The sequence below is a fragment of the Paraburkholderia sp. RL17-381-BIF-C genome, from assembly GCF_046026435.1.
In the GTDB taxonomy this organism is placed as follows: Bacteria; Pseudomonadota; Gammaproteobacteria; order Burkholderiales; family Burkholderiaceae; genus Paraburkholderia.
Map to the genome: position 1 here is coordinate 1 of NZ_JARESX010000021.1, position 15,974 is coordinate 15,974.

Annotated in this window: 8 protein-coding genes; 6 read left to right on the plus strand and 2 right to left on the minus strand. The window is 63.8% G+C overall.

What is annotated here, in order from left to right; translation table 11 throughout:
• Positions 1–83: 83 nt before the first annotated feature.
• Positions 84–1,946 (minus strand): adhesin, encoded by a 1,863-nt coding sequence (locus P0D70_RS15150; protein ID WP_408185097.1) that lies wholly within the window; start codon positions 1,944–1,946, stop codon positions 84–86.
• Between the two features lie 270 nt (positions 1,947–2,216).
• Positions 2,217–3,455, minus strand: coding sequence for a zinc-binding metallopeptidase family protein (locus tag P0D70_RS15155; protein WP_408185098.1), 1,239 nt, complete (start codon positions 3,453–3,455; stop codon positions 2,217–2,219).
• Positions 3,456–3,779: 324 nt separating this feature from the next.
• Here P0D70_RS15155 and P0D70_RS15160 point away from each other — a divergent pair, with 324 nt between their 5' ends.
• The 6 genes from P0D70_RS15160 (at position 3,780) to P0D70_RS15185 (ending at position 15,973) form a co-directional block, all read left to right on the plus strand.
• On the plus strand, positions 3,780–7,253 hold the full coding sequence (locus P0D70_RS15160) for a transglutaminase family protein (RefSeq protein WP_408185099.1): 3,474 nt from the start codon (positions 3,780–3,782) through the stop codon (positions 7,251–7,253).
• A 29-nt stretch (positions 7,254–7,282) separates the two neighbouring features.
• Positions 7,283–9,931: a circularly permuted type 2 ATP-grasp protein gene (locus P0D70_RS15165; protein ID WP_408185100.1), complete on the plus strand. Its 2,649-nt coding sequence runs from the start codon at positions 7,283–7,285 to the stop codon at positions 9,929–9,931.
• The gene (locus P0D70_RS15170) at positions 9,928–10,818 is read left to right on the plus strand and encodes a transglutaminase family protein (protein ID WP_408185101.1); all 891 of its coding nucleotides are present in this window, start codon (positions 9,928–9,930) and stop codon (positions 10,816–10,818) included. The genes P0D70_RS15165 and P0D70_RS15170 overlap by 4 nt, the downstream gene beginning before the upstream one ends.
• A 369-nt stretch (positions 10,819–11,187) precedes the next feature.
• On the plus strand, positions 11,188–13,287 hold the full coding sequence (locus tag P0D70_RS15175) for a fimbria/pilus outer membrane usher protein (protein ID WP_408185102.1): 2,100 nt from the start codon (positions 11,188–11,190) through the stop codon (positions 13,285–13,287).
• Between the two features lie 466 nt (positions 13,288–13,753).
• The gene (locus P0D70_RS15180; protein WP_408185103.1) at positions 13,754–14,707 is read left to right on the plus strand and encodes a lysophospholipid acyltransferase family protein; all 954 of its coding nucleotides are present in this window, start codon (positions 13,754–13,756) and stop codon (positions 14,705–14,707) included.
• Positions 14,708–14,767: 60 nt separating this feature from the next.
• Positions 14,768–15,973 carry an HlyD family secretion protein gene (locus P0D70_RS15185; RefSeq protein WP_408185104.1) on the plus strand — a complete coding sequence of 402 codons (1,206 nt, stop codon included), beginning with the start codon at positions 14,768–14,770 and terminating at the stop codon, positions 15,971–15,973.
• Position 15,974 lies beyond the last annotated feature (1 nt).

Consider the following 15,974-nt stretch of genomic DNA (forward strand, 5'->3'; position numbering starts at 1 on the left):
GGGGCTCCACGCTCTATATACACCCCCGGCCGGCGCCGGAACATGTTCCGTCGCGGCCCGTCAGTTGATAAGGGATTCGTTTCTTACGTCTTGTCGAGACTGTTGAGCACCGCCAACACGGCCTCGCCGAACGCCTCGGGACGCCCCGCGAAGATACGTTCGACGGCTTTCCCGTCGATCAGGCGCCGGCGCAGCGCCTCCCGCTCATCGTGCTGCTCGGCGAGCCGCGCGGCGGCGCGCACGTACTCGTCGGTCGAGTGAGCGGTCAGCCACGACGGCAAGCCGGCGCGCCCGAACAGGCCGCTGTCGATATGCTCGAATACTTCGCGCCCGCACAGATTGACACCGGGCAGGCCCATGGTGAACGAATCGACGATGCCGTTGGTGTTGCCGAACGGGAACGGGCTCACGAACATGTCCATCGTGTTGAGGACGTTTAGATACGTCGGGTAGTCGAGCGAACCGTACACGTCCACGCTCGATTGCGGCAGCGTCGCGTGAATCGACTTTCTGACGTACGCCAGATCGATGCTTTCGCTCCAACATGTCATGAAATGGAATTTGACCGGCACACGAGCGGTGTGAACGATCGCCTTGCAGGTCTCGAGAAAGTGCGGATTGATCTTCATCGCACTGGCCGTTACCCCGATGTTGACGATGTCGCCTCGCGCCGGAATTGACGGCACGATTTCGGTGAGCAGTTTCGACGGCACGTACGGTTGGCCATCCTTCGGCAAACGGATTATTTTTTCGCTGAAGCACGCCGGGTCGCCGACGAAATCTTCTTCGACGCTCACGTAGTCCATATGCGCCGCGTGCATCGTCGCCGGATGACCGAGACCCGCGATCTGCAGTGGCGCGACGCGCAGGTTCGACAGAAAGATCGTGTGCGAGAACATGCCGACACTCGGCATATAAAGCACATCCGGTTGCTCGCGCGTGGCGAATGCCTGGATCTGGCGGATGCAATCGCCGATGTATTCCGGATGCTCGAATTCGACGAAGCGATCGAAAATCGCGCGCCCTGTTTCGTCCACATGCTGCGCCTCGCCGAACGCGACGACTTCGAAATGCTCGCGCGCGGCGAGCATTGTGCGTGAATGGGTGCGGTAGATCGAGTGGCCGCCCGTGAACCATTCGAGAACCACCAGCATCACCGGCTTGCGGTTCTTATCGGGTCGTTTGGCCGGCGTGCGTGGGACGTTGGCTTCATGGTCGAGCAGGCCGAGCGTCGCCAGTTTCTTGCGAACCAGCTTGTTGATGCTGCGCTTGATTGCGTGCCGATCGGGCGAGGTGGAATAGCTGCAATGCATGTAAGCGCCGCACACGGCGGCGGTCGGCAAGTCGTCGAGGTCTTCGATACTGTCCAGCGCGCCCGGCAACCAGTCGAGCAGCCGCTCGCGTTTTTCGTGCGCGGCGGGCGAGATATGCACAGCCGCGCTGACGATCGAAATGCCGAGGCTGGTCGCGAGCACCGGGTCGCATCGATGAAGATCCGCGAAATCGATATCGTATTGCGAGCCCGACGTGTAGAGCACCAGTTGCTTGCGGGTCAATACGTCGCGCGCGGCGTTGTTGTCGTTGTTGTCGTGCGCGGCGTCGAGCAGCGTGCGGACGATGTGATCGGTCGATCCATACGACGACACGGCGAAGATCATGTTGATCCATGGCCGCCCCCAAAACAGGATGTTCATTTTCTCCGCGGCGAGCGTGTACTCGGGCGCCGAAAACAGCGCGGTGAATCCATCGGCGATGCGCTGCAAGGTGCGCTGCGACGCTTCGTCGCCGGGCGAATTCGGACTGCTGCGGGCAAAGCGTTCGCCGCCGAGCGTGCCGCGCTTTTCGCAGAGCGTTTTGAGCAGCGCGCAGAACTCCTCGTGCGCGGCATCGTAGTCACGGGACTGGATCTGGGATTCGAATCGATCGAGGGAGAATTCTGTGCTCATGGTGACGGTCGAGAGTGAACGGCATGCGGTGTTCCGCATGCGCGTCGTGTTCAATGACAGGAAGGCGGGCGACGGGGCGTGAGACCCACTGCGGATTGCGACGCGTGATGGGACGCGCGCCGCGCCGAGTTCGGGCGATGTCCACTGACTGCGTGTGTCGCCAACGGAATCCGATTGTCAAAGAATTCGACCGGGATGCATCTAGGAAGAGTCTTATTTTGAGAAAGGCTTTTGAAGAGGCCTTTGAGCCGATGCGGTGCGAGAGCGCGCCTAGCGCCGCCGCGTGGCCCGCTTTGCCGGGGTTGTTTGGACGGCGGCGGGCTCCGGCTGCAACGGTGACTCGGATGCCACGGGTTCCAACTGCGGCGGCGGGGCCTCCACCGGTTGTGCCGGCGCTTGCGAAGCTACGGCCTGCCCCGGCGGCGTTGCCGCTTCGCGCGGCACAGATTTGTCGCCGGCCGCCCCGATCACGCGATGCACGAAGCGCAGCTTCTCCACCACCGGCGCGGCGAGCGTGAACGGATAACCGTCCGGCATGCCAAGACTCCGGTTCAGGCTGTTCAGTGCATAGGTAAGCGGAAACCAGCGCTTCATCAGATTCTCGAAGCTGGCGTCTTCCACCGGCGTGCGATCGGTCAGCGTCGGCTCGCTCGGATCGTCGGGCAGCAGCGCAACGCCGTACGAGGTCGACGTATCCAGCACGTCGACGATCAGCATGTAATGCGCCCACGTCTCGGCCCAATCTTCCCAAGGATGCATCGTGGCATACGCGCTGATATACGACGCCTGCCAGTCGGCCGGCGCGCCGTCGCGATAGTAGGCGTTCAACGCCTCGCCGTAGTCGATGCTTTCGTCGCCGAACAGTTTGCGGAACGGTTCGAGCCAGCGCGGGTTGTTCTCGACGAGCTGGCTGAAGTAGTAGTGCCCGGTCTCGTGCCGGAAGTGGCCGAGCAAGGTCCGGTACGGCTCGCCCATCGCGGTGCGGACTTTCTCGCGGTAGGCGTCGTCGGCTTCGGCGATGTTCAGCGTGATCAGGCCGTTATCATGGCCGGTCATGACGCGCGAACCGTCGCCGCCGTCTTCGAGGAATTCGAAGGCGAGGCCATGTTCCGGGTCGGCCTGGCGCGACTTCACGTCGAGACCGAGTTCGGCCAGTGTGTACAGCAGGCGACGTTTGGCCATTTCCAGCCGATACCAGTAGAGCCGATTGTCCGGCGCGCTCAGATTCGGAATCGTCAAGGTCAACTGGCAGGCGCGGCACAGCACGTCCGGCGAGTCGGCGGGGATCATCCAGTTACAGACGTTTTCGACGGCGTAGTTGTGGCATTGGCGGAACAGCGCACCGTCGGCGCCCGGATGCAGGCTGCGCCAGCGTCCTTCGCCGGCGTCTTCGAACGCGCTGATTTCCGCCAGTTCAGGTACATAGCCGAGCAATGACTCGCAACGTTCGCAACGCACGTTTTCATAGAACACGAGGTGCGAGCAGTGATTGCAGTGGAAGGTTTTCATCGGTCGAGCCTGGGAGGTGGAGGGCGGGCATGAGCGAACAGCTGCCGCAATCTTCATGCCGCATTTGCCAGACGTCACTGGTTTAACGCACATTACGTGCATGATCGTGCATCAGCGTTGCGCCGCTTTGGTGCGCGACCTTGGAGATGGCAGGAGAAAGGGTGCTCGGTTCGATCGACCGGACGGTCGGCCAGGCGCGGCAAAGTTCATCGCAGGCGGTGATCCGGGCAGTACGGGCAATTCAGGCGGTTTTTCGCACTTGTTCAATAAACGGCATGAAGCTTGCTTTTTGGCGGGCTGCCATCCTTCGTCCAGGAGTCCGGTGTGTCCATACGCGTCGCGTTGCATCATGTCACACATTACCGCTACGACAGGCTGGTTTCACTGTCGCCCCAGGTCGTGCGTCTCAGGCCTGCGCCGCATTGCCGGACCCCGATCCTGTCGTATTCGATGCGGGTCGAGCCGGCCGAACATTTCATCAACTGGCAGCAGGACGCGTTCGCCAACTATCAGGCGCGGCTGGTGTTCCCCGAGAAGACGCGCGAATTCAAGGTGACGGTCGATCTGGTCGCCGAAATGGCGGTCTACAACCCGTTCGACTTCTTTCTGGAGCCCTCGGCCGAGCAATTTCCGTTCGAATACTCACCCGGCCTCGCGCTGGAACTCGCGCCGTACCTCGTCAAGCGGCCGATGACGCCGCGCTTCGCCGAATTCGTCAAGAGTATCGACCGCACGCCGGCTGCCACCGCCGACTTTCTCGTCGGCCTGAATCAGCGGCTGCAACGCGAGATTCGCTACCTGATCCGGATGGAGCCGGGCGTGCAGACGCCCGAGGAAACGCTCGTGAGCGCGGCGGGATCGTGCCGCGATTCCGGCTGGCTGCTGGTCGAGACCTTGCGGCAACTGGGGCTGGCGGCGCGCTTCGTGTCCGGCTACCTGCTGCAACTCGCGCCCGACGTCAAATCTATCGACGGCCCCAGCGGCACCGAGGTCGATTTCACCGACCTGCACGCGTGGTGCGAGGTGTATCTGCCGGGTGCGGGCTGGATCGGCCTCGATCCGACCTCCGGGCTGCTGGCGGGCGAAGGGCATATCCCCGTCGCCTGCACGCCCGAGCCGGGCAGCGCGGCGCCGATCTCCGGCGCCGTGGACGAATCCGAGGTCGAGTTCGAACACACCATGTCGATCGAACGGGTGCTGGAGACGCCGCGCGTCACCAAGCCGTTCAGCGAAACCGTGTGGGCCGACGTGCTGAAAATGGGCGCCCACGTGGACCAGCAACTCGCCGGCATGGACGTGCGTCTGACCATGGGCGGCGAGCCGACCTTCGTCTCGGTACGCGATCGCGACGCCGCCGAATGGAACACGGACGCGCTCGGCCCGACCAAGCGCGGCTACGCGGTCGCGCTGATGGAAAAGCTGCGCGCGCGCTACGGCGCGAACGGCTTCCTGCATATCGGCCAGGGCAAGTGGTATCCGGGCGAGCAATTGCCGCGCTGGGCCATGTCGCTGTACTGGCGCGCCGACGGCGAGCCGTGCTGGCACAACCCCGCGCTGTTCGCGGACGAGCGCGAGCCCGGCACCTACACGGCTGCCGACGCGCAACGCTTCCTCGCGCATCTGGCGACGAAGCTCGCGCTCGACGCGGACTGCATCCAGCCCGGCTTTGAGGACGTCTGGTACTACTTGTGGCGCGAGCGCCGTCTGCCGGTCAACGTCGATCCACTCGACGCGCGGCTGGACGACGAACTGGAGCGCGTGCGTCTGCGCCGCGTATTCGACGCGGGGCTGGGCGGCGCGACCGGTTACGTGCTGCCGCTCGCGCGCGAACGCGAGGTGCCGCACGAGGCGCCGAAGTGGGTCAGCGGCCGCTGGTTCTTCCGCGACGAGCGCATGTTCCTGATTCCGGGCGATTCGCCAATGGGCTATCGGCTGCCGCTCGATTCGCTGCCGTGGGTGTCGAAGACCGACTACCCGTATCAGCACGCGCACGACCCGTTCGCGCCGCCGGTGCCGTTGCGTTCGGCCGCGCAATTGCGCATGCAATACGACGGCGAGCAACGCGGCATGAGCCCCGCCGATGCGCGGCGCGCGGCGGCATTGTCGACGTCGGCGGCGGAGTTGCTGAGCGGCATGCCGGGCGGCGGTGTGCTGGCCTATGCACGTCAGCCAGGCGATGAGGCGGTGCCGGCGCGCGGGCAGTCGTCGAAGGAAACGATCCGGACGGCGATTTGCGTCGAAGCGCGCGACCCGAAGCGGGCAGCCGGTCCAAAAGCCGAAACGGAAGCGTTCGGCAGCGGGCGGACGCTGCTGCATGTGTTCATGCCGCCGCTCACCGAACTCGACGACTATCTCGACCTGCTCGCCGCCGTCGAAGCGACGGCCGCCGAGTTGCGCATGCAGGTGGTGCTCGAAGGTTATCCGCCGCCGCGTGACGCGCGCCTGAAAGTGCTGCAGGTCACGCCGGACCCCGGCGTGATCGAGGTGAACATTCATCCCGCGGCGAACTGGGAGCAACTGGTCGACCACACGGAGTATCTGTATCAGTCCGCGGCGGAGAGCTATCTCAGCAGCGAGAAGTTCATGACCGACGGCCGCCACACCGGAACCGGCGGCGGCAATCACTTCGTGCTCGGCGGCGCGACGCCCGCGGATAGTCCGTTCCTGCGCCGCCCCGACCTGCTGGCGAGCCTGATCGCTTACTGGCACAACCATCCATCGCTGTCGTATCTGTTTTCCGGGCTGTTCATCGGACCGACCAGCCAGGCGCCGCGGGTCGACGAAGCGCGCAACGACCAGGTCTACGAGCTCGAAGTGGCGTTTCGCGAATTGCAGCGGCAGATCGACATGCTCGGCGGCCGCGAAAGCGCGAGCCTGCCGCCGTGGATGATCGACCGGTCGCTGCGCAACATCCTGATCGACGTGACGGGCAACACGCACCGCGCCGAGTTCTGCATCGACAAGCTCTATTCGCCGGACGGCCCGACCGGCCGTCTCGGCCTGCTCGAATTGCGCGGCTTCGAAATGCCGCCGCACGCGCGCATGAGTCTGGTGCAGCAACTGCTGCTGCGCGCGCTGGTGGCGCGCTTCTGGCACACGCCGTACACGCAGCGGCTCACCCGTTGGGGCACGGAGTTGCACGACCGCTTCCTGCTCGGCACCTTCGTTAAGATGGATTTCGACGACGTGCTCGGCGAACTGAACCACGCGGGCTACGCTTTCGACAGCAGCTGGTTCGCGCCGCACTTCGAATTCCGCTTCCCGCTGGTCGGCGAAACGACGGTGAACGGCGTCTCGCTGACGATTCGCAACGCGCTCGAGCCGTGGCATGTGATGGGCGAGGAGGGCTCGGCGGGCGGCACAGTGCGTTACGTGGATTCGTCGGTGGAGCGGCTCGAAGTGCGTGCGCTCGGCCTGAACGACAACCGCCATGTGCTGACCGTCAACGGCGTGCCGGTGCCGTTGCAGCCGACTGGCCGCGTCAGCGAATATGTGGCCGGCGTGCGCTTTCGCGCGTGGTCGCAGCCGTCGGCGCTGCATCCGACCATCGGCGTGGACGCGCCGCTCACTTTCGATCTGGTCGATACATGGAGTGGCCGCTCGGTGGGCGGATGCCAGTATCATGTCGCTCATCCGGGCGGGCGCAATTACCAGACCTTCCCGATCAACGCCTATGAGGCGGAAAGCCGGCGGCGCGCGCGCTTCTTCGCGACGGGACACACGCCGGGGCCGCTCACGGTCGATGCACCTCAGCGCAGTCTGGAGTTTCCTTTCACACTGGATCTGCGCTACTGGTAAAACCAGCACACACTTAAAACGACACGACCTTGGCCTTTCAATCGACTTTTCCCTTCGAAACGTCCGCGGCGCGCGCGGACGCTTCGTCCCTGTTGCGCCTGCTGCCGGCCCACGAGGGACACTGGGACGAGTTGCGCGACGCCTCGGGCGCGTTGCGCGAACCGTGGCGGCAGTTCTTCGAGCGGCTGGGCGAAGTCGGCATCGCGCGGCTCGACGACGATCTCGCCTCGGTCGCGCAGCAGATCCGCGACAACGACATCAGCTACAACGTCTACGCGGATAACGGCGAGCCGCGGCCGTGGGCGCTCGACCTGCTGCCGTTCCTGATCAGCGAGGACGAGTGGGCGCATATCGAGCGCGGCGTGACGCAGCGCGCGCATCTGCTCAACGCGATCGTCGCCGATATTTATGGGCCGCAAACCCTGCTCGAGCGCGGGCAATTGCCGCCCGCGCTGGTGTTCGGCCATCCCGGCTATCTGCGCTCGGTGAAGGGCTTCACGCCGCCGGGCGGCCAGTATCTGCAGGTGGTCGCGGTGGATCTGGCGCGCACGCCCAACGGCGACTGGACCGTGATGGCGCATCGCACCGAGGCGCCGTCCGGGCTCGGTTACGCGCTGGAAAACCGCCTGATCATGTCGACGCTGTTCGCCGATCCGTTTCGCGCCTTGCGTGTAAGCCGGCTCGCGCCGACCTATTCGCAACTGATCGCGACCCTCGTGCAGGCGGCGCAGGCCACCATGCGGGACGACGGCGAAGGCGTCGACCGTTCGCCGCATATCGCCTTCCTCACGCCGGGGCCGTTTAGCGAAACCTACTTCGAGCACGTGTTTCTGGCGCGCTATCTCGGCGTGACGCTGGTCGAAGGCAAAGACCTGACGGTGCGCGACGACAAGCTCTATCTGAAGACCCTCGCCGGTCTCGAACGCGTGCACGTGGTGCTGCGGCGTCTGGACGACGCGTTCTGCGACCCGGTCGAGCTGCGCGCCGATTCGAGCATCGGCGTGCCCGGTTTGCTGCAGGTGATGCGCGCGGGCAATGTGATCGTCTCGAACGTGCCGGGCTCGGGCTTTGTCGAATCGCCGGCCCTGCACGGCTTTCTGCCCGGCATTGCCGAAGTGCTGCTCGGCGAAGACCTCGTGCTGCCGAGCGTGCCAACATGGTGGTGCGGCGAAAAGGCGGCGCGCAATCATGCCTTCGCGCGCCTCGACGAAGCGTTCATCGTGCCGACGTGGCCGGTCGCCGGGCGCGATGCGCCGCCGGGCGTGGAGCAGGGCAGGCAGCGCCTGTCGGCGTGGCGCGAGCGTATCGAGGCCATGCCGGACACCTACACGATCCAGCAGGCGCAACGTTTTTCCTGCACGCCGCGTTACGAAGACGGCACCATTGGCCGCCGTCCGTCGGTTCTGCGCGTCTATGCGATTGCGGACGTCAACGGCGGCTGGCATGTAATGCCGGGCGGTTTCACCCGCCTCGCCGCCGAACGCCAGACCACGGTGTCCATGCAGTATGGCGGCAGCAGCGTCGATACGTGGGTGCTGTCGAGCCAGCCGACTTCGACCTTCACGTTGCTGCCTTCGCCGATGCAGCCCGCCGACCTCGCGCGCAAACACCGCACCGTGTCGAGCCGCGCGGCGGAAAACCTGTTCTGGGCCGGGCGGTACGGCGAGCGCGCCGAAAACAACGTGCGGCTGCTGCGCCTGATTCTCGGCTCGCTGGAAGGCAACGACGCCGACGCGATGTTTCCGACCCTGGTCGAACTCGCCATGCATTGCGGGCTCGTGCAATCCGGCGACATGTTCTCGCCGCATTCGCCGCAAGCTTTCGAGCGCGCGCTGGTCGCCAATCTGAGCGAGAGCACCGGCGCCGCGAGCATCGGCCAGAACCTGAACTGCCAGGCTCGCTCGAACGGGGAAGTGCGCGGGCGTCTGTCGAACGATCACTGGCGCACGATTCTCGCGGCGCGCAACGACTTCCGCGACGCGTTGCAGACACTGATGCCCGCTCCTGGGTACAGCGGTGGGGGATCGCAAGGCAACGGCAATAGCAATGGCAACGGCAACGGCCGTGGCGAGCGCTACGAACGTTACGATCGCGTCACGCTGATGAACGCGCTCGAACGCCTGTCGGTGCAGTTGTCGGCGATCAGCGGCGCACAGGGCGACCGCATGACACGCGACGAAGCGTGGCGTCTCCTGTTCGTGGGCCGTCACATCGAGCGCGTGTCGGCGATGACGTCGTACCTGCGCGTAGTCGCCGACAAAGGTCAACTCTCCACGCCCGCCGGCTTCGACCTGCTGCTGCAGTTGTTCGACAGCACGCTCACGTATCGCTCGCTCTATCCTGGCCGCTTCGAGGTGCCGGCGCTGCTCGACCTGCTGGTCATCGAGCCGACCAATCCGCGCGGCATCTACGGCGTGTACGAGCGTCTGCGCAAGAAACTTGACGAGATCGCGGTGGCGGCGGGCAGCACGCGGCATCGTCCGTTCGCGGAATTGATGGCGCCCGCCGCTTCGTTGCCTTCGCTCGAATCGCTGTGTACCGTCGACGAAGACGGCGCCTATGCCAATCTGATTGCGGTATGCGATCAGATCGGCGCTTATGCCGGCGCGGCCGCCCACGAAATCAGCGCGCGCTATTTCAGTCACGCCAGCACCGTCGCTTCGCAGGTGTGGTCATGAAGAACGCGCCGACCGTGCTGTCCGTTTCGCATCGCACGACTTATCGCTATTCCACGTATGTGGAGACCGCGCAGCATCTCGCGACAATCCGGCCGATCGCCTGCGCGTGGCAGCGCGTGGTGTCGCACAGCGAAACGATCGAACCCGAGCCGTCGTATCTGAATAGCCGCATCGACGCATTCGGCAACGACGTCCTCTATTTCGCGCTGGATGCGCCGCACGAGCGCTTGCAACTCGTCAGCGAAACTACCGTGGCGCTCACGCCGCGCTGGACCGACCTCGATCCCGAGGCGACGCCCGAATGGGACGACGTGTCCGACGCGCTGCGGTTTCGCGTCGGCGGCCAGTTCCGGCCCGAGGTGGAGTTCTGTTTCGCGTCGCCGAACATCGTGCCGCGGCCGTCGCTGCGCGCCTATGCATTGCCGAGCTTTCCGCCCGGCACGCCCATCGCAGCGGGCGCGATCGATCTGATGCATCGCATTCACGAAGACTTCACCTACAAACCTTCCGCGACGATGTTCGATACACCCGCCGAACGTGCCTTCGAACTGAAGAGCGGCGTGTGCCAGGACTTCGCGCAGGTGATGATCGGCTGCTTGCGCTCGCTGGGATTGCCGGCGCGTTACGTGAGCGGCTATCTGCGCAACGATCCGCCGCCTGGGCAGCCGCGTTTGATCGGCGCGGACGCTTCCCATGCGTGGGTGTCGGTGCATTGCCCCGGCAGCGGCTGGATCGATCTCGATCCGACCAACGACGTGCTCGCCGATGTGGATCACGTGACGCTTGCGATCGGCCGCGACTACAGCGACGTGTCCTTGCTGCGCGGGATGATTCTCGGCGGCGGCGCGCACCGGGTGGAAGTGGGTGTGACGGTTCTCGCGCTTTAGGCGCGGGCCGCATGCGGCGGGCCATTTCCAGCGGCTATTCCAGTTAGCTTTTCTAGCGATCGACAACGTTCCCCAACTTGCGTCGCGACGCATTCGTGTCGCGACTTCGCCGCTCGCTTCTGAGCCGCGCTGATCCCACCTCGACAGACGCCTTCGCTCGGTGGATGTCCATTCCTTCCGTCGCCGGTATCGCCCGTAATTCCTACGACATCTTTGGGAAAGTTCCGACTTTTTCTCAGTGAAATCGTATAGCTGACGAGACCGTCAACGCGGATACTTTCACACGTTGCCGCGTGCCTACCGCCGCGCGCAGAACAAACGTTGATAGTTGAAATGGCGGCAAAAAGACATTCCGAATTCACCCGAGGATTGAGCAGACGAGCGCGGCGGCGCACGCATGCGCTGATGTTCGGTGCGCTCGGCGCCTGTGTGTGGGCGCCGGGGCATGCGCAGACCATCACCGGCGCCGGTGCGCAGTTCAACGATCAGCGTGACGATGGCGCGAATGCTTCCGCTATGGAGTCGGGACAGGCGGCGCCCGGGAGTGAATCGCTCGTAACCGCGCATGCGGAAAGTCCGTCGGCGGCGCTTGGTTACGCGTTCAATACGTTTCGCACCTCGGGGCAAGGGGTGGCGGATACACAGCGTTACTTTGGCTTTAACGCAGGCGTCAATATCGGCAGTTGGCAAGTGCACGAGCGCGGTGCGGTCCAGTCCATGACGGGGCGAGGCACGTCATACCAGAATATCGCGACTTACCTGCAGCGAGACATTCCGTCGTTGAAAACCCGGCTCGCTCTTGGCGACCAGTTCACGGACGGCGCTGTGTTCGACAGCATCGGCGTGCGTGGCGTAAAGGTGGAGAGCGTCGATAGCGCGGTGCCCGAGGTCGTGTCCGGCTATGCGCCGATGGTGCGCGGGGTGGCAATGTCGAATGCGCTAGTCACTGTGACGCAGAACGGCAACCGCTTATACGAAACCACGGTTGCGCCGGGGCCGTTTGAAATCAACGACGTCGCGGCAACCGGTTATGGCGGCAATCTGCTTGTCACCGTGACGGAAGCCGACGGCAGTCAGCACAGTTTCACCGTGCCATACCCTTCGGCCGTGCCGCTTTTGCGTCGGGACTCGACGCGATTCAGCGTCGCCGGTGGTGTGGCGCGTGACCCGCAGATCAAGCGCCACGACGCGATGCTGCAGGGCACGATCCAGCACGGCTTCAGCGGTTCGGTAACGGGCTACGGCGGGGCGGTTGCCGCGGACGGTTATCTGTCCGGCTTGATCGGTGCGGCGATCCGCACGCCGATCGGCGCGCTGTCGGCCGACATCTCGGCGGCTCAGGCCGACGCGCCGCAATCGCAAAGCACGCGTGGTGCAAGCCTGCGCATCGGCTATAGCAAGTTCATCGAGCCGACGAATACGAACGTTTCGATCGCCGCGTATGGCTACTCATCAGGCGGCTTCCTCTCGCTGCGCGACGCGCTGCTTACACGCGAGGTGGCGTCGGCGGGTTCCGGCGTAAACGGCGTCGGACATCGGCGCAGCCAGATGCAGATTGCGCTGAACCAGCGCCTCGGCGGCGCTGCCGGTACGCTTTATGTGGTCGGCTCGACGTCGGACTACTGGAACCATTCGGGATCCGAAACGGAGTTTCAGATTGGCTACTTCGGCGCGGTACGCGTGGCCAATGCGAATCTGAATTACACCGTATCGGCTTCGCGGCAGCGCACCGGCTTGACCGGACCCATGAGCAACCAGTTGTTCGCCACCGTCTCCGTGCCGCTTGGCAAGGCGGAGCATGCTCCGCTGCTGTCGGCGGGCTTGATGCATGACAGTCACGCCAACTGGTCCGAGCAGGCAATCCTTGCTGGTTCCGCGGGTGCTGCGGATGAACTGAAGTACGGCATGTACGGGACGCACTCGGAGCGCTCGAGCATCGGTGGCGGCAATGTCCAGTACCACAGTCCCTACGCGACTTTCGGAGCAAGCGCGAGTGGCGGTTCCGGCTATTCGCAGGTGGCGGCGAACATTCGGGGCTCGGTGTTTGCTCGCAGAGAAGGCATCACGATTACCGAAGCACCAGAAGACAAAGCCGACACCCTCCAACCGAAGGGCGGCCTGGACGCCGGCGCGTCGGCGAACCCGGACCTGAGCGCGGGCAGTCCCGGCCATGCGGCCGTGCCGCACCTGCTGCCCGGCAGCGCGGATCCGATTGAAGTCGGTCCTCAGAGCGCTCGGCCCGACAGCAAGGTTGAGCCAACCAGCCTGGAGCCAGCGCCGCCGTTGAATGCGGTAGTCGTGACGCGCCAGTCTGCGAGCGACAACATTGCTTCGAATGTCGCAACGGTTGACCAGACAGAAGGGGCGGAACGGCTGATGTTGTTCATGAATGCAGTGCCCATGAAGGTGTATGCACGCAATGCGGTTGTCTCATGGTCGGATGTCGAGCGTGGGAACGGGCATCACTAGTTTCACCCGGGAGCGCGCCTACAGGATTGACCGGGTGGCTGAAGAATTCAAGGATTGGCCGAGCTTCGCAAGAGGCAAAGCCATGTTTTGCAGGGCGTAGTTAGAAGTAGATGTAGAAGTTGTAGTTATCCTAATTTTATATTTTTTATCACAAGGCAAGAAAATGCAAAAGATCGATCGTAATGCACTGGCTCAATCGGAAATCGCCGGCGGCTGCTGCAAGTGCTGCTGTGCTCCGGCAAGCTCGGCATCGAAGTCCGCAGCACCGACCGCGGCGCCGGCAGCAGCTCCGGCAGCCAAGCCGGTCGCGCGCAGCTAAGCAGCGTCGCAATAACGGTGTAAGGACGGGCTGATTGCCCGCTCACCGTCTCGCGAAGCCCGGTCGTTCAAGATCGGGCTTCGCGTCCGGACAACGAATCATGGCGTTCCCGTGGAACGGCTGTATCACCGTGACGAAGGAACGAGCATGCGGTTATTCAAAGCGTTGCGCGAGTTGCCTGCCGCTTTCAGGCGCGGCGCGAGACATAGCCGCGACCGGCTACAAGGCGCTTGCCTTGCGCGCATTCCTCTGCGCGCGATCGAGCCGCTTGCAATGACCGCCTGGTATGTGCGCAGTCGCTTCAATGCGAGGCTCCGCTGGAGCGGTATCGAGCGGCGGGAAGTCGGGCGCGACGTATTGAAGCTCGACCATCTCGACAATCGCCGGGTGCTGCCGGGCAGGATGCTCGAGAAACTGATCGATCAACGGCTTCATTTTGGCCGCCAGCGCAATCGCGCGGAACCGTGGCCGGATTTGCAGCGTGCCGCGACCGTGCTGGCGCAGATCATCAGGAAGGTGAAGGCCGCGGCGCCTGATCGGCCAGTCATCGTTTCGCCATTTCACTACGTCTCGCAATACGCCAACATCTACTTGGTCGACGAACTGCGCAAACAGCTCGGACTTGCGTCGATCGGCGTCGTATCGGGTGTGCCGCAGAATATCTACGGAAGCGATGAGGCGATGATTCCGCACATCGACATCCTCCACACCTATAGCGAAACGAATCGCAGCGGATTGGGTTTGCGCGCGGCGCGCTCGCTCAAACGCAACGGTGTCGTCGTGCTGTTTTCGGATGCGCCGCCGTTCACGCTGAGCGGGTATCCCATGGAGACCGTCGGCGTTTCCATTTTCGGCCGTCCGGCGCGGATTCATAACGGCGTATTTCGCATGGGCGCGCCGCTCGACGCGCTGCTGCTGCCGTTCTATCTGCGCTTTGAGCATGGGCGTTTTGGCGCTTTCGTATTCGATCCGCTCGAACTGGCGCAACGCGACGCGCCTCAACGTCTCGCCGATTGCATCGAGCAGGCGTTAAGAGACAACTATGCACGTGCGTTGGCCGCCGGACATCCTTCAATGTACGCATTCGCGCCAGTCAGATAACTCACGCAGTCACCGCTAGAAAAGACAGCTCGTCTCCAGCAGAGAGGCGGCAGGACAGTCATGGACCCAACCAGTATCCCGCAGTACAAAGACATTTCCTGGCGATGGATCGCCTATGCCGCGTCGGCGATCGTGGTGGTTGCCGTCGGCTTCGGCTTCCTGCATGAAGTGGAACTCAAGCAGGACGTGCAGTGCGAAATCGTGTCGCCATCGGAAGTGAAGGTACGGGGTTTGAGCGGACTCGTGACCTCGGTATACGTGCGCCCGTCGGAGCGCGTGGCAGCCGGTGCGCCCTTGTTCACGCTGCAGCGTGACCTGTCGCTGTCGAGTGACGGCCGTCAGCGCACCGTGTTCGACTCGCAAATGCGCGACGAACAGATTCGCGTCGCAGACGAACAATACGCCCAACGCAAGGCGCAATTGACCGCACAGCGGGATGCTTCGCTGCTGACGGGTTCGAGCCGTAAAGCGGAGCTCATTGCGCTGGATGAACAGATTTCCCAGAACCGCCAGCTTTCCGACGAATCGCAGCAGAAACTCGTGCGGCTCAAGTCGGTGTCGGACTACGTCACCGCGGATCGTATCGAGCAGGCGAGTGCCGATGAACACCAGGTCAAGGTTTCCATCGCCCAAGGTTTGGCGCGCCGCGAACAGTTGCGCGGCGAGATGTCGACGCTCAACGGCGCGCTGATCGACCTCAACGCGCAGCTGAAAGAGAACGACGCGCGGCACGAACAAGGCATTCAGGAAATCCGGATGCGCTTCGAACAGTCGCGCCAGGACGCGACAATTTCGGCGCCGCAAGCCGGGGTCGTCACGTTTTCGAAACTCGTGACGGGCCACACGCTGGAGGCGTCCGACGTTGCGCTCGTGATTGCGACCGACGACAAGGGCGCATTGCGGGCGGCGCTGCGCATTCCGTCGCGCCGTCGCGGGTTCGTCGAAAAAGGCCAGATCGTGCGGCTCAAATTCGACGCGTTTCCTTACGCGAAATTCGGCAGCTACGAAGCACGCATCGACGCCATATCGGACACGACGATGCAGTCGTCCCCCTCGCTTCCGGGCATGCCCGGCTCGCTCGCCGCTCAAGGCGGCGGAGACGGCGACTACCTGGCGTGGGCGACGCTACGGGGCAAGACCTTCGACTACGGCAAGCAGCATTTCGACATCTTGCCCGGTATGCGCGCTACGGCGAGCATCGTCGTCGAGCGTAGAACGATTGCCGAATGGGTGTTGGCGCCGCTTTTCCGCATGATCAGAGGCTAAT

Excerpts from the sequence above, each read along its gene's own strand:
- P0D70_RS15155 (WP_408185098.1), bottom strand. The coding sequence starts at position 3,455 with ATGAAAACCTTCCACTGCAATCACTGCTCGCACCTCGTGTTCTATGAA.
- P0D70_RS15170 (WP_408185101.1), top strand. The coding sequence starts at position 9,928 with ATGAAGAACGCGCCGACCGTGCTGTCCGTTTCGCATCGCACGACTTAT.
- P0D70_RS15150 (WP_408185097.1), bottom strand. The coding sequence starts at position 1,946 with ATGAGCACAGAATTCTCCCTCGATCGATTCGAATCCCAGATCCAGTCC.
- P0D70_RS15185 (WP_408185104.1), top strand. The coding sequence starts at position 14,768 with ATGGACCCAACCAGTATCCCGCAGTACAAAGACATTTCCTGGCGATGG.
- P0D70_RS15180 (WP_408185103.1), top strand. The coding sequence starts at position 13,754 with ATGCGGTTATTCAAAGCGTTGCGCGAGTTGCCTGCCGCTTTCAGGCGC.